Below are 13,157 nucleotides of genomic sequence, written 5' to 3'. Positions count from 1 at the left end.
AGTGGGGCGGGGGAACCCGGGGCCGAGGGGAAAACAGAACACGGCCAATGTACCGGGCCGAGTCCGGAACTTTTCAGTATAGGAGATCTGTACGTTCAGGCAAGGCCCGGATCTTCAGGGCTGTCCCCCCATCGCCCCCCGCCGGCGGCGCGCGAGGTCCTTCTGGCGGGCCAGCAGCTCGTTCTGGCGAGCCATGATCCGATTGGTGAGGGCGGCATCCACCAGGGTGCGTGGATCCTGCAGCAGGCGGTTGTTGGCCTGGAGCTCCCGATCGACGTACCGGGTCTCCAGCCTGGTAAAGAGCGCATCGACGTCACGACCAGCCTCGTCCTGCCGGCTGGCCTGAGCTTCCAGGTGCCGGATCGCCGCCAACGCCCCCTCGGGAAGGCGGGCCGGGTCCCCCTCGGCATCCAGCAGAGCCTGGAGCAGGGGGGCCCCGTCCAATCCTTCCCACCACGTGGGTGGCAGCTCCTGCACCCGGTGCCAGTGGCCGGCGGTGCTGAGGAGCAGCAAGCTGCGGATCAGGTCGTCCATCACGGGCAGGGGGGCGGCGCCAGCTGGGGCCTGCTCCGTTTCTCCCGCCGAAGCCTGCCGGCCACGCACCGCCCGATCCAGTTCCTGGAGGGGCACCTGGAGCTGGTGGGCCAGGCTGGAGAAGAGGTCTCGGCTCTCGGTGGTGCGGGGCAGGTAGGGCAGGAAGTCCAGCAGATCCTTGAAGGCACCCATGCGATCAGAGATGCGGCGCAGGTCCTTGCCTTCCATGGCCCGGTCGATCATGAAGGCCGTCCAGTCCGGCGCGGTCCGCAGCAGGTCCTGGAAGGCCTCGCCGCCCAGCTTGAGGCACCAGGTGTCGGGGTCCTCGCCCTGGGGCAGCTCGAGCAGGCGCACCTCGAAGCCCAGAGGCAGGGCCAGGCGCAGGCTCTTCTCCATGGCCCGGCGGCCGGCGGCGTCGCCATCGAAGCAGAGGATGACCCGACGGGTGAAGCGGCCCAGGGCCTTGAGGTGCTCTTCGGTGAGGGCCGTGCCCAGAGGCGCCACGGCCTGGTGGATGCCGTGCTGGTGGAGCTGCAGCACGTCGAAGTAGCCCTCCACCACCAGGGCCCCTTCCTTCATGGCGCCCTTGGCCCGATGGAAGCCGAAGAGGGTCTCGCCCTTGTGGAAGAGGGCCGTGTCTCGGGTGTTGAGGTACTTGGGCTGGCCCTCCCCCATGATCCGGCCGCCGAAGGCCACCAGCCGGCCCCGCGCATCGTGGATGGGGATGGTCAGTCGGTTGCGGAGGAAGTCGATCTGGGTGCCGCGCTCACTGCGGCTGGCCAGACCCGCCTGCTCCAGCAGCTCGCCGGAGAAGTTCAGGCCGCGCAGGTGGGTCACCAGGGGGTCCCAGCCGTCCGGCGCCATCCCGAAGCCGGCCTCCGTCACGAAGGGCCCCTCGTAGCCCCGCTGGCGCAGGTAGGCCCGGGCCGCCTCGTGGCGGTCCAGCTGCCGCTCGTAGAAGGCCTGGGCGGCTTCCAGGGCAGCTCGAAGCCGGGTCTCCAGGTCCACCTCGGCTGCCGGTCGCTCTCGGCGCTGGGGCAGGTCGATGCCCGCGGCCCGGGCGAGCTGCTCCAGGGCCTCGGGGAAGGTCATGCCCTCGCGCTCCATGAGCCAGGCGAAGGCATCCCCGTGTTTGCCGCAGCCGAAGCAGTGGTAGAAGCCGCGGTTGGGCACCACCTGGAAGCTGGGGCTGCGCTCGGCGTGGAAGGGGCAGAGGCCCACGAAGGCTGAGCCCTGCTTGCGCAGCTTCACCGCCTGGCCCACCAGGGCCAGCAGGTCCGTCGCGTCCCGGACGCGCTCGACGATCTCGCGGTCACGCATGTACCAGGCATATCACGAGCACGGCGGAAAATGGCGTGGCATGCTTGAGGATTCGCACGGTGAATCCCATGAGCCAGCTCCTCGACACGATTCTCCTCTTCAGCCTGCCGGCCTCCGGCAAGTCGGAGGTGCGCCGCTACCTGGCCAGCCTGACGCCGGACCAGTGCCGGAACGACTTCCGCATGGGCCCCACCCTGCAGCTGGACGACTACCCCTACGTCCACCTCATGCACCGGATCGACGACGAGCTGAAGGCGAATGGCCTGGGTTACGCCTACTACCACGGGCCCAGCCGCCCCTTCCGCGACAACTGGACCTGGGCCGTCCTCATCGAGCTGCTGAACGAGGACCACGCGAACCTCATGGCCAGCCGCCAGATCGAAGCGGCCAGCGCGGCCCAGCACCTCTTCGACCGCCTGGACGCCGCCCACGCCAAGGTGGGCCTGCCCGAGTACCTGGGCGACCTCCCCCACCGCATCCGCGTGCGCATGGCCGAGGCCCTCGAGGCCGAGTGCCGAGCCGAGCTGGACGCCCTCAATCGCCAGAACGCCCAGGACAAGGCCGGCCGCACCCTGGTGATCGAGGCCGCCCGGGGCGGAGCCCATGGCTCGGCCTTCCCCCTGTGCCCACCCCACGGCTACGAGACCGCCTTCCAGACCCTGGATCCCGCCATCCTCGAGAAGGCCGCCGTGCTCTATGTGTGGGTGGATCCCTCCGAGAGCCGCCGCAAGAACATCGAGCGCGGGCGGCCGAACGGCCAGGGCAGCATCCTGCACCACAGCGTCCCCATGGAGGTCATGCTGGGCCAGTACGGCACGGACGACATGGCCTGGCTCATGGAGCAGAGCGACCGGCCCGGCACCATCCGCGTGGAGCGAGTCATTCCCGCCGGCGACCGCCACGAGACCAAGGTCTACCACCTGCCCGTGGCCCGCTTCGACAACCGGAGTGACCTGACCACCTTCGTCCGCGAAGACCAGAAGCTCTGGAAGCCCGAGGACGTCCAGGCCATCCATGGCGGCCTCAAATCAGCCTTCGATCAGCTGGCGAAGAAGTGAAAAGGCTCTAACCGCAGAGGACACTGAGGGCGCGGAGGAGATCTGTATTTTTTCTCTGTGCCCTCTGTGTCCTCTGCGGTGAACTCGTTTCAGTGTGCGCCGGCCTTGGCGTGCCAGATGCGGGTCATGATGAAGGCGCCGATGAGGCTGAAGGGGATGATGGAGCCGACCCACACCCAGGCGTGGCCGGGCTGGTGGCCGGCGGCGCCCGCCCCTGCGAGGACCAGCGGCGTCCCGTCCCAGCCGTAGGTCTTGAGGATCCACCCCAGGCCGAAACCCGTGAGGCCCGAGCCGATGTACTGGATGCCGTCCAGGGCGCCGGCCACCGAAGCTGCGGCCTTGCGCCCGCCGAAGTCCATGCTGGCCGTGCCGCTGAGCATGCCGTGGACGCCGAAGATGAACATGGCCGTGAGTCCCAGCAGCACCACCGCCCAGACCTGGCCGCCCCAGGTGCCCTGGCCCAGCGCCATGCCAAGCAGCCCCAGCATCACCACCTGCACCAGGTAGAAGAGGAAGGCCACCGGCGGGCGGCGCGACTGGAACAGCTTGTCGCTCATCCAGCCGCAGAGCAGGCCGCCCAGGATGCCGCCTCCCATGAAGGCGATGCCCGTCCACCAGAAGAGGTGGTCCTTTTTCCCGAGGTGGTAGACCTCCTGCAGGTACTCGGTGAAGTAGAGCATGACGCCCTGGCGGACGAACCCCGTGCAGAACTCCGCGAAGATGAGGGAGACGACGATGGGATTGTGGAAGACCTTCCGCATGAGGTCCCCGAGGGGCAGGGGCGTCTCGTCAGCGGAGCCGGCATTGGAGCCGTCGCCAGTGTCGAAGTCCGCGTGGCCGGCGTGGCTGGGGCGGTTCCTGACGAGGAACCAGTCCACGCAGAACATGAAGGCCATCGCGGCGGCGGGCACGAACCAGATGACCGTCCAGCTGCGGAAGCTGGCCAGCAGCCAGGCGCCGATGGTCGTCGCCAGGAAGTAGCCCGAGCTGATCATGATGCCGAAGATGCCGCCGAAGACCCCGCGCTCGCTGACGTGGAACCAGGTGCTGTTCACCTTGACCACGGAGAGGGCGCCGAAGCTCTGGAAGTACATGTTCAGGCTCCAGAGCAGGCTCATGCTCAGCAGGATCTGCGTGACATGGTTGTTCAGGAACATGAACCCGATCATCAGGTTCAGGAGGGCCGCGCCGATAGCGCCCACCAGGATGGCCTTGCGTCCGCCGATGCGGTCGGCCAGCGGCCCGTTGAAGGCCACGGCCAGGCCGTAGGTCCAGAAGCCGGCCGAGGCGATGAGGCCCATCTGCGCCTTGTCCAGGTGGTACCAGGCGCCGATGTCGTTCTTCACGATGTTGAAGTTGTAGCGGCCCATGTACATGGCCGCGTAGGTCAGTCCCAGGGGGAACCAGTTCAGGAACCGGCGGAAGCGGAAGGCGGGACTGTGATCCAAGGGAACCTCGATGCCTTCAAGGGTAATGGAGGGCCCACCGGGACCCAAGCAACGAGGATGTAACGGGGATCACTCCGCCTTTCGGAAGGCCTCGTCGGTGCCCGTCAGCTCCCAGCCTCCCCGGCGCCGCTCGAAGGTGGCGTGGCGCTGCTTCGTCTGGCCGATCGGGGCGTCCGGGTGCAGGGACTGGAAGATCGGGAACTGGGCGGTGGGCTTGTCCAGGCGGATCTCGTAGGTCACGCGGGCGCCCTCGCGGGTGGGCTCCATGCGGACCGCGCGCACGAAGACAGCCTCGGCCGCGGGCATGGAAAAGCCCTTGGGCGCCGCCTTGATGTCCTTCGGAGCGGATGGTTTCAGGCGGAAGGTGAAGGTCTCCCGGCCACCCTCGGCCTGGACAGCGCTGTCAAACCAGCCGGTCTTGTCCAGATTCTCCTTCAACGTCACCAGGCGCAGGTGCTCGGGGCTGCCCTTCTCGGCGGAGGCCTTCTCGGGCACCGTGACAGGCACCACCACGGGGTAGCCCTTGCGGATCAGGTCTTCGGCCTTCGCCCGCTCCAGCCTGGAGCTGCAGGCCAGCGTCAGGAGGAGAACGGGCAGGAGCAGGGCAGGGCGCATGGATGGATCCTTTCCAGTTCGCAAGGATGGTGACACAACCGGGCGCCTGTCACGCAACCTCGCAGTATCCTATGGGGCTCTGAATGCTGAGGAGACCGCCGTGAACCCTGCCTACCTGGCCCACCTGACCCGCGAGATCGAGCAGCTGAAGGAGGCTGGGCTCTACAAGACCGAGCGCGTCATCACCTCGCCCCAGCAGCCGCAGATGAAGGCGAACGGCAAGGATGTGGTCTGCCTCTGCGCCAACAACTACCTGGGCCTGGCGAATCATCCCGAGGTGATCGCGGCCGGCAAGGCCGTGATGGACGGCCACGGCTTCGGCATGGCCTCGGTGCGATTCATCTGCGGCACCCAGGACATCCACCGGGAGCTGGAGCAGAAGCTGGCGGCCTTCCTCGGCTTCGAGGACACCCAGCTCTATTCCTCATGCTTCGACGCCAACGGCGCCATCTTCGAAGGGCTCCTGGGCGAGGAGGACGCCATCATCAGCGACGCGCTGAACCACGCCTCCATCATCGACGGCATCCGCCTCTGCAAGGCCCAGCGCTTCCGCTACGCCAATTCCGACATGGCCGACCTGGAGGCCCAGCTCAAGGCCGCCGACGCTGCCGGGGCGCGGTTCAAGCTGGTGGTGACCGATGGCGTCTTCAGCATGGACGGCTACATCGCCAAGCTCGCGGAGATCTGCGATCTGGCCGAGACGTACGGCGCCATGGTGATGGTGGACGACAGCCACGCCGTGGGCTTCATGGGCGCCAATGGCCGGGGTACCCATGAGCACTGCGGTGCCATGGGCCGCGTGGACTTCATGACGGGAACGTTCGGCAAGGCCCTGGGTGGTGCCTCGGGCGGCTACATCGCCGGCAAGCAGGTGGCCATCGACTGGCTGCGGCAGAAGGCCCGTCCCTACCTGTTCTCCAACTCCGTGGCTCCCGCCATCGTGGCCGCCACGCTGAAGGTGCTCGATCTGCTCAAGAACAGCCAGGGCCTCATCAAGCAGGTCCACGAGAACGCCCGCTACTTCCGCGCCGGCATGGAGAAGGCCGGCTTCAAGCTGCTTCCGGGCGAGCACCCCATCGTGCCCGTCATGCTCTACGACGCGCCTCTGGCCCAGGAGTTTGCCAAGCGGCTGCTGGACGAAGGCGTCTACGTCATCGGCTTCTTCTTCCCCGTGGTGCCCAAGGGCCAGGCCCGCATCCGCACCCAGATGAGCGCCGCCCACACGAAGGCCGATCTGGACCACGCCATCGCCGCCTTCACCAAGGTGGGGCGCGAATTGAAGGTGATCGCCTGACCTACAGCACGATGTACCGGTAGATCCCCGGCTCCTGCTCCTTCAGCAGGAGCTGGATGGTCCAGCGGCCGTCCGGGTAGCGTTCGTACATCGTGGCGCTCAGCACAGACTCTTTCAGCCACTCCCGGATGTCTTCGTAGCGCTCGAAGGCGGGCGGCGCCCAGGTTTCGCCTCCGGCCCCCCGGGCGGCGGATCCTGGCTTGATGTACTCCAGCAGGCGCGCCAACGCGGCTTCGGGTGTCGACATGGAGGCTCCGGGCGATCAGTTCGGACAGGAGGGCGGTTCGAGGCGGAACGGCTATCCCTGGGGATGGTTCCGGGCTTCGAAGGCCTGGTCGGCCTCGGGGGAGACGGACCGGATCAGGGCCCTCAGCGCGTCGACGCCACTCGGCTCGAGCTCCCGCGAGAACTGGATGGCCATCCCATTGGGATCGGAGCGGACGACGGTTCCCCGGGTCACCACCCGCCTGCCGGCCTCCGCCTCCTCGAGCAGAATGGCCACGCCGCAGGCTGTGCCCACGGGCAGCCGATCCGGGCCGCCGATCAGGATGCCGCCCATGCTGATGTTGATGGCGGACGGAAACGCGATGATGCGTTCGGGGGTCACCACCTTCACGCGATAGGCGATGGGAACGCGGGGGTATTGTCGCTGGTCGGGAGTCGTGCTCATCAATGGGCTTCCGGGTTCGGCTGGCCCGGTGATGATAGCGCGGAGCCATGGCCCTGAAGGTGGACATCGGTCACGGCCCTCCCGGAGGGGTCAGCCTGGTTGGCGAATGATGCATCCCACCGCAGGGCGGTTTCCGTGCTGCAGGCCACGCTGCGCTCGAAGGGCACGCAGTTCACGGCCGTGGCGCTGGGGAAGTGGTGCTCGAAGATCTGGCGGTAGAAGTAGGCCTCCTTGGTCTCCGGAGTCTTGACCGGGAAGCGCTCCGCCGCCCCGCGCATCATGGCGTCGCTGATCTCGCGCTCCGCCGTGGCCTTGAGGCTGTCGATCCACCCGTAGCCCACGCCATCCGAGAACTGCTCCTTCTGCCGCCAGAGCACCTCGTCCGGGATGAGGCCGTCGAAGGCCTGGCGCAGCGGGTACTTCTCGATGGGCCTGGGCCGCGGAGCGTTCCGGGGGAGCTTCACGGCGGGATCCAGCCGCATGGCCACATCCAGGAACTCCCGGTCGAGGAAGGGCACGCGGGCCTCCACGCCCCAGGCCGCGCTGGACTTGTTGGCCCGGGCGCAGTCGTAGAGGTGCAGCTTCTGGAGCTTGCGGACGGTCTCGGCATGCAGCTCCGGACCGTCCGGCGCCTTGTGGAAGTAGAGGTAGCCGCCGAAGATCTCGTCGGCACCTTCGCCCGACAGCACCATCTTGATGCCCATGGCCCGGATCTTTCGCATCATGAGGTACATGGGCGTCGAGGCCCGGATCGTGGTGATGTCGAAGGTCTCCAGGTGGTGGATGACGTCCGAGAGGGCATCCAGCCCCTCCTGGACCGTGAAGTGGATCTCGTGGTGGATGGCGCCGATGTGGTCCGCCACCAGGCGGGCGGGAGCCAGGTCCGGCGCGCCCTTCAGGCCCACGGCGAAGCTGTGGATCCGGGGCCACCAGGCGGGCGTGGCGCCCCCCTCCTCCACGCGGCCGTCCCGGTACTGGGCGGCGATGGCCGCCACCAGCGAGGAATCCACGCCCCCGGAGATCAGCACGCCGTAGGGCACGTCGCACATGAGCTGCCGCCGCACCGCGGCCTCCAGGGCCCCGCGGAGTTTCGCCGGCTCGTAGGGCTCCTGGGGGACATAGCCGGGCTGGGCCCAGTCGGGCTCGTAGTAGCGCTGGAAGCCCTTGTCCGCCTCATGGGCCAGGTAGTAGTGGCCCGGGGGAACCTCGCGGATCCGCTCGCAGTGGCCCACGAGGGCCTTCATCTCCGAGGCCACGTAGAGCCGCTCCTCCCGGTCCCAGCCCAGGTAGAGAGGGATGACCCCGATGGGATCCCGGGCGATGAGGTAGGTCTCCCGCTTGGGATCGTAGAGCACGAAGGCGAAGATCCCGTTCATGCGGTTGAGGAAGTCCCTGGGCGACAGCTCGTCGTACAGGTAGAGGATCACCTCGCAGTCCGAAAGGGTCTGGAAGTCGTGGGCCTCCCGCAGGCCTCGCCTCAGGTCCTTGTGGTTGTAGATCTCGCCGTTCACGGCCAGCACGGTGCCCTGGAGGGTGTCGACGAGGGGTTGGGCGCCGTGCTCCACGTCCACGATGGAGAGGCGCTCGTGGACGAGGATGGCCCGGCCGTCGCTGTAGATGCCGCTCCAGTCCGGGCCCCGGTGGCGGATCTTGCGGGCCATGGCCAGGGCCTGGCGCCGGAGCTCCGCCGCGTTCGAGCGCGAGGGATCGATGTCGAGGATGGTGAGGATGCCGCACATGGGAGCTCCGTTGGGGATAAAGAAAAACCCCCGATCCGCTGTCGCGAATCGGGGGTGGTCCGGGAATTCAGGTGTCTAGGTGAGACCCTCTCCGGCCCACGCGCGATTCGCGCGAGGGAGCGGATTATTGAAGTTGCGGTTGGTCCGCAGAGAGGGGAAGGTCATGGGCCGCCTGCAAGCACCTTAGCGGCTGGTTTCACGAATCGTCAAGGGCGGATGCGGAAGTTGGTCCGTGTTGCTCTTGATGGTGAAATGGTGCGGTTGGAGGCGCCATGAAAGCCCTGTTGAAGACCAAGCGGGAGGAAGGCATCTGGATGGGCGAGGTGCCCATGCCGGAGATGGGCCCCAACGACGTGCTCATCAGGGTCCACAAGAGCGCCATTTGCGGCACCGACGTGCACATCTACAACTGGGACGACTGGGCCCAGAAGACCATCCCTGTGCCCATGGTCGTGGGCCACGAGTACTACGGCGTCATCGAGAAGGTGGGCGCCGAGGTCGAGGGCTACAAACCCGGCGACCGCGTGAGCGGCGAGGGCCACATCACCTGCGGGCACTGCCGGAACTGCCGCGCCGGCAAGCGCCACCTGTGCAGGAACACCGTGGGTGTGGGTGTGAACCGCACGGGCTCCTTCGCCGAGTACCTCTCCATCCCCGCTTTCAACGTGTTCAAGGTGCCGGACAACGTGCCGGACGAGGTGGCCTCCATCTTCGATCCCTACGGCAACGCCACGCATACGGCCCTCAGCTTCGACATGGTGGGCGAGGACGTGCTGATCACCGGCGCGGGCCCCATCGGCATCATGGCCGTGGCCATCGCGAAGCACGTGGGCGCCCGGCACGTGGTCATCACCGACGTGAACGAGTACCGCCTCGACCTGGCCCGGAAGATGGGCGCCACCGTGGCCGTGAACCCCATGAAGAAGGGCCTGCCCGAGGTCATGAAGGATCTGGGCATGACCGAAGGCTTCGATGTGGGCCTGGAGATGAGCGGCAATCGCAACGCCTTCGAGTCCCTGCTGGAAGCCATGCATCACGGCGGCCGGGCGGCCCTCCTGGGCATCCTCCCCGGCGACTGCGCCATCGACTGGAGCCAGGTGATCTTCAAGGGGCTGATTCTGAAGGGGATCTACGGCCGCGAGATGTTCGAGACCTGGTACAAGATGGCCGCCATGGTGCAGAGCGGCCTGGACATCACCCCCGTCATCACGCACCGCTTCAGCATCGACGACTTCCAGAAGGGCTTCGACGCCATGCGGAGCGGCCAGAGCGGGAAGGTGATCCTGGACTGGGGCGTGAAGTAGGACGGCTCCGAGCTGGGTTTCGACCCACTCGGGACTGATTCCCTCCTCGCCGGGGCCCGACTCCGCAGAGCCCACCGGGCTCTGCTCCGTCACCCGGCGGTCGGGACATCGACGACTTCCAGAAGGGCTTCGACGCCATGCGGAGCGGCCAGAGCGGGAAGGTGATCCTGGACTGGGGTGTGAAGTAGCTCCTCCCGGCCCGACATAACGGCGAAAAGCGGTCATGCCGCCGCATTTCCGGTGCTTGCGCGCGAAGCGCGCAAGCACCTCAGCGCACGGGCTGAGGCTGGGGGATGGGCGGGTAGGGGCCGTCGGTCCAGGGGGCGCCGTCCTTGATGAGGATGTCGCCCGCCAGCCCCTCGCCACCGGGCAGGCCGTCGGTGCCGAGGCAGGCCAGGTAGTAGCCATCCAGCTTGGTGTTGAACTTCTGCCGCGCAGGACCCCGCTTCACCTGGACGTCCTCGATGGGTCGGGCGACATAGGGGCGGTAGAGGAACGGATGGCCCCAGGGGGCCTCAGGAACCTGGTCGAGGTATTCGGGCACGAGGCCCTGCAGGGTCTCGGGGTACTCGCCGGTCTTGGCCTTGTAACGGATCAGGGCATCCGTGATGCGCTTGAGGGCGGCGCGGACCTGCTTCTGGCGGTCGGCCAGGTCGCGGCTCACGAAGGCTTCGATGAGGAAGAGGTCCTTGGTGGCCTGGTGGGCGGCGTCCGAGTCGGGGTAGCGATCCACCAGCTGCTTCATCATGGCCCGGGCTTCGAGGCTCCGGCCCTCCAGGTTCAGCTTCCGGGCTTCTTCGTAGAGGTTCCCGGGGAGCCTGGGGTCCTCGGAGCTGCATCCGGCGAGCAGGGCAAGAAGGGCCAGGGCAGGGACGAAACGCGCGCGGTTCATGGCATGAACCTTAGCAGAGGCGCGGGACGGTAGGATGGAAGGATATGGGGGGCACATGATCGACAGGCCGATGCTGGTGGGCATCGTAGGGGGGTCAGGCAGCGGGAAGACGTCTGTCGCGGCGGAGCTGGTGGAGCGGCTGAAGCGCCGGTCAGTGGCCACACTCCTGCTGGACATGGACGCCTACTACGCCCCACTGGAACTGGTGAAATCCCGATTCGATGGCCTGCCCGTGAACTGGGACCACCCCCATGCCTTCGACCTGGAGCTCATGGCTGCGCACCTGTCTGCCATGCGCCGCGGGGAGAGCATCCGCAAGCCGATCTATGACTTCACCATCTCTGACCGGACCGGCTGGGGCGACCCGCTTCCGCCGGGGCAGGTGGTCATCCTGGAGGGCCTACTGCTCTTTGCCCTGCCGGAACTGCGCGACCAGCTAGACATGAAGGTGTTCGTGGACACGGACGCCGACATCCGCATTCTCCGCCGCATCCGGCGGGACACGAAGGAGCGGGGCCGCAGCCTTGAGAGCGTCATGGACCAGTACGAACAGAGCGTGCGTCCCATGCACCTGGAGTTCGTGGAACCGAGCAAGCGCTGGGCGGATCTCATTGTCCCGACGGGGGTGGAGAACCGCACGGCGCTGGACGTCATCACCCACCACATCTTCAGCCGCGTGCTGGACCAGGGAGACCCTCATCGTGTTTGAGCACGGCATCCACCTTTCTCCCGAGAGCTACCGCGACCTCCCTGAAACCGTGCAGCGCCTGGATGTGCGAGAGCGGTGGGAGTACGACCTGGCCCACCTTCCAGGCGCCACCCTCATCCCGCTTGGCGAACTGGCGAGCCGCCTGGGCGAGCTGGATCCGTTCCGTCCCGTGGCCGCCTACTGCCACCACGGCTCCCGCAGCCTCCACGCGCTCCGGTTCCTGCATGGAGCGGGCTTCACGGACATCGCGCACCTGGCCGGAGGCATCGACGCCTACAGCCTCATGGATCCTTCCGTGCCGAGGTACTGATGCGGTTGCTTCACCGTCATCCGGAGGGGTTCGATCCGAACGCAGCCTGGACCCAGGAGTCCGAGAGCGTGCGTCAGGATTCCCGGCTATTCCGGCAGATCGTGGCCCAGCGGCGCAGTCCCCACACAGGGCGGCAGCATGCGTTCTACCGCCTGCAGGGCCCGGACTGGGTGAACGTGGTGGCCTTCACGCGGGAGGGCGACCTGCTGGTGGTGGAGCAGTTCCGGCACGGCATCGATGCCCCGACGCTGGAGATCCCGGGCGGGGGCTGCGATGCGGGGGAGGCCCCGGAGTCGGCGGCCCGGCGGGAGCTGCGGGAGGAGACGGGATTCCGATCCGACCACTGGGTCTCCCTGGGCTCGTGCACCCCGAATCCGGCCACCCAGAACAATCGCTGCCACACCTTCCTGGCCCTGGACTGCGACCCGGAGGGAGCCCTGGCGCTGGATCCCGCCGAGGAACTGCAGGTCTGGGCCTGCGCCTGGCCTGAGTGGCGCGCCCGCATGGCCCATGGGGAGATCCACCACGCCCTGGTGCTGGCGGCCTTCCAGCTCCTGTCCCTCTGGGAGGGCTGGCCCGCGCTGCTCGGGGTGCTGGAGGCCTCGGCCGAAAAGCGCAGGCAGGATTAACAGGGTTCGAACGAAGTTCAGCGCCCCGCTCATCCTGTTAATCCGGCTTTTCATCCGGTGAACCCGGTCTCCGCCTTTTCCTGGGTTCGGCCAAGGCGCTAGTCTGAAAGGTGTATCCCTGTGAGGAGTGCCCATGGCCAGCGAATGCTCTTTCGACGTGGTGTGCAAGGTGGACCTGGACGAGGTGAAGAACGCCGTGTCCCAGGCCATGAAGGAGATCGGGCAGCGCTACGACTTCAAGGGTTCGGTGTCGAAGATCGAGCTCAAGGATGACAAGGTGCTGGTGCTCACCAGCGATGACGAGGTGAAGCTCAAGGCCGTCATCGACGTGCTCCAGACCAAGCTCCACAAGCGGGGCGTGAGCATTCGCAGCATGACCTACGGCAAGATCGAGCCCGCCGCGAAAGGCGCCGTCCGCCAGGAGGTCACCATCCAGCAGGGCATTCCCGTGGAGAAGGCCAAGGGGCTCATCAAGGCGCTGAAGGATTCGAAAATCAAGGTCCAGGCCAGCATCCAGGGCGACCAGCTCCGGGTGAGCGGGAAGAGCCGCGACGACCTGCAGGAAGTCATCGCCCTCTTCAAGAAGGACGATCAGGGATTGGACCTGCAGTTCACCAACTACCGGGGCTAGGAGT

14 protein-coding genes are annotated in these 13,157 nt (G+C 67.0%); 7 read left to right on the top strand and 7 right to left on the bottom strand.

Annotated features, from left to right (window positions below; all coding sequences use genetic code 11):
* Nucleotides 1-114: 114 nt before the first annotated feature.
* Nucleotides 115-1,854, bottom strand: a complete 1,740-nt coding sequence (dnaG, locus tag ML539_RS05505; RefSeq protein ID WP_243321445.1) for a DNA primase — start codon at nucleotides 1,852-1,854, stop codon at nucleotides 115-117.
* 68 nt (nucleotides 1,855-1,922) lie between these two features.
* Between dnaG and ML539_RS05500 the strand changes: the two genes are divergently transcribed.
* A complete protein-coding gene (locus ML539_RS05500; protein ID WP_243321442.1) occupies nucleotides 1,923-2,912 on the top strand; it encodes a hypothetical protein in 990 nt (329 codons plus the stop codon).
* Between the two features lie 89 nt (nucleotides 2,913-3,001).
* Here the strand turns inward: ML539_RS05500 and ML539_RS05495 are convergent, their stop codons facing one another.
* Together ML539_RS05495 and ML539_RS05490 are read right to left on the bottom strand one after the other, a co-directional pair.
* Entirely contained in the window at nucleotides 3,002-4,360 is a 1,359-nt protein-coding gene (locus ML539_RS05495) for an MFS transporter (RefSeq protein ID WP_243321439.1), read from the bottom strand.
* Between the two features lie 69 nt (nucleotides 4,361-4,429).
* Nucleotides 4,430-4,975 carry a hypothetical protein gene (locus ML539_RS05490; protein WP_243321437.1) on the bottom strand — a complete coding sequence of 182 codons (546 nt, stop codon included), beginning with the start codon at nucleotides 4,973-4,975 and terminating at the stop codon, nucleotides 4,430-4,432.
* A gap of 100 nt (nucleotides 4,976-5,075) precedes the next feature.
* On the opposite strand from ML539_RS05490, the gene ML539_RS05485 reads away from it, so the two are divergent.
* Nucleotides 5,076-6,269 carry a glycine C-acetyltransferase gene (locus ML539_RS05485; RefSeq protein ID WP_243321436.1) on the top strand — a complete coding sequence of 398 codons (1,194 nt, stop codon included), beginning with the start codon at nucleotides 5,076-5,078 and terminating at the stop codon, nucleotides 6,267-6,269.
* 1 nt (nucleotide 6,270) lies between these two features.
* On the opposite strand, the gene ML539_RS05480 is transcribed toward ML539_RS05485, so the two are convergent.
* Genes ML539_RS05480 through asnB form a run of 3 tightly spaced genes read right to left on the bottom strand, consistent with a single transcriptional unit; the run spans nucleotide 6,271 to nucleotide 8,678 of the window.
* Nucleotides 6,271-6,516, bottom strand: a complete 246-nt coding sequence (locus ML539_RS05480; protein WP_243321434.1) for a hypothetical protein — start codon at nucleotides 6,514-6,516, stop codon at nucleotides 6,271-6,273.
* Nucleotides 6,517-6,567: 51 nt separating this feature from the next.
* Nucleotides 6,568-6,939: a PilZ domain-containing protein gene (locus ML539_RS05475; protein WP_243321432.1), complete on the bottom strand. Its 372-nt coding sequence runs from the start codon at nucleotides 6,937-6,939 to the stop codon at nucleotides 6,568-6,570.
* Nucleotides 6,939-8,678 carry an asparagine synthase B gene (gene asnB, locus ML539_RS05470; RefSeq protein ID WP_243321430.1) on the bottom strand — a complete coding sequence of 580 codons (1,740 nt, stop codon included), beginning with the start codon at nucleotides 8,676-8,678 and terminating at the stop codon, nucleotides 6,939-6,941. The genes ML539_RS05475 and asnB overlap by 1 nt, the downstream gene beginning before the upstream one ends.
* A 272-nt stretch (nucleotides 8,679-8,950) precedes the next feature.
* On the opposite strand from asnB, the gene tdh reads away from it, so the two are divergent.
* Nucleotides 8,951-9,982 carry an L-threonine 3-dehydrogenase gene (tdh, locus tag ML539_RS05465; protein ID WP_243321428.1) on the top strand — a complete coding sequence of 344 codons (1,032 nt, stop codon included), beginning with the start codon at nucleotides 8,951-8,953 and terminating at the stop codon, nucleotides 9,980-9,982.
* A 268-nt stretch (nucleotides 9,983-10,250) separates the two neighbouring features.
* On the opposite strand, the gene ML539_RS05460 is transcribed toward tdh, so the two are convergent.
* Complete coding sequence (locus ML539_RS05460; RefSeq protein ID WP_243293629.1) at nucleotides 10,251-10,874, bottom strand: type II secretion system protein GspG; 624 nt, start codon at nucleotides 10,872-10,874, stop codon at nucleotides 10,251-10,253.
* A gap of 55 nt (nucleotides 10,875-10,929) precedes the next feature.
* Here ML539_RS05460 and udk point away from each other — a divergent pair, with 55 nt between their 5' ends.
* The 4 genes from udk (at nucleotide 10,930) to ML539_RS05440 (ending at nucleotide 13,153) form a co-directional block, all read left to right on the top strand.
* Nucleotides 10,930-11,583, top strand: coding sequence for a uridine kinase (gene udk, locus ML539_RS05455; protein ID WP_243321426.1), 654 nt, complete (start codon nucleotides 10,930-10,932; stop codon nucleotides 11,581-11,583).
* Nucleotides 11,576-11,893: a rhodanese-like domain-containing protein gene (locus ML539_RS05450; RefSeq protein ID WP_243321424.1), complete on the top strand. Its 318-nt coding sequence runs from the start codon at nucleotides 11,576-11,578 to the stop codon at nucleotides 11,891-11,893. Before udk ends, ML539_RS05450 begins: the two co-directional genes overlap by 8 nt.
* Nucleotides 11,893-12,522 (top strand): NUDIX hydrolase, encoded by a 630-nt coding sequence (locus ML539_RS05445; RefSeq protein ID WP_243321421.1) that lies wholly within the window; start codon nucleotides 11,893-11,895, stop codon nucleotides 12,520-12,522. The genes ML539_RS05450 and ML539_RS05445 overlap by 1 nt, the downstream gene beginning before the upstream one ends.
* 133 nt (nucleotides 12,523-12,655) lie before the next feature.
* Complete coding sequence (locus tag ML539_RS05440; RefSeq protein WP_243321418.1) at nucleotides 12,656-13,153, top strand: YajQ family cyclic di-GMP-binding protein; 498 nt, start codon at nucleotides 12,656-12,658, stop codon at nucleotides 13,151-13,153.
* Nucleotides 13,154-13,157: the final 4 nt, after the last annotated feature.

The organism is Geothrix sp. SG200, assembly GCF_022808935.1.
GTDB classification, from domain to species: Bacteria; Acidobacteriota; Holophagae; order Holophagales; family Holophagaceae; genus Geothrix; species Geothrix alkalitolerans.
This window is presented reverse-complemented; position numbering and strand designations above follow the sequence as displayed.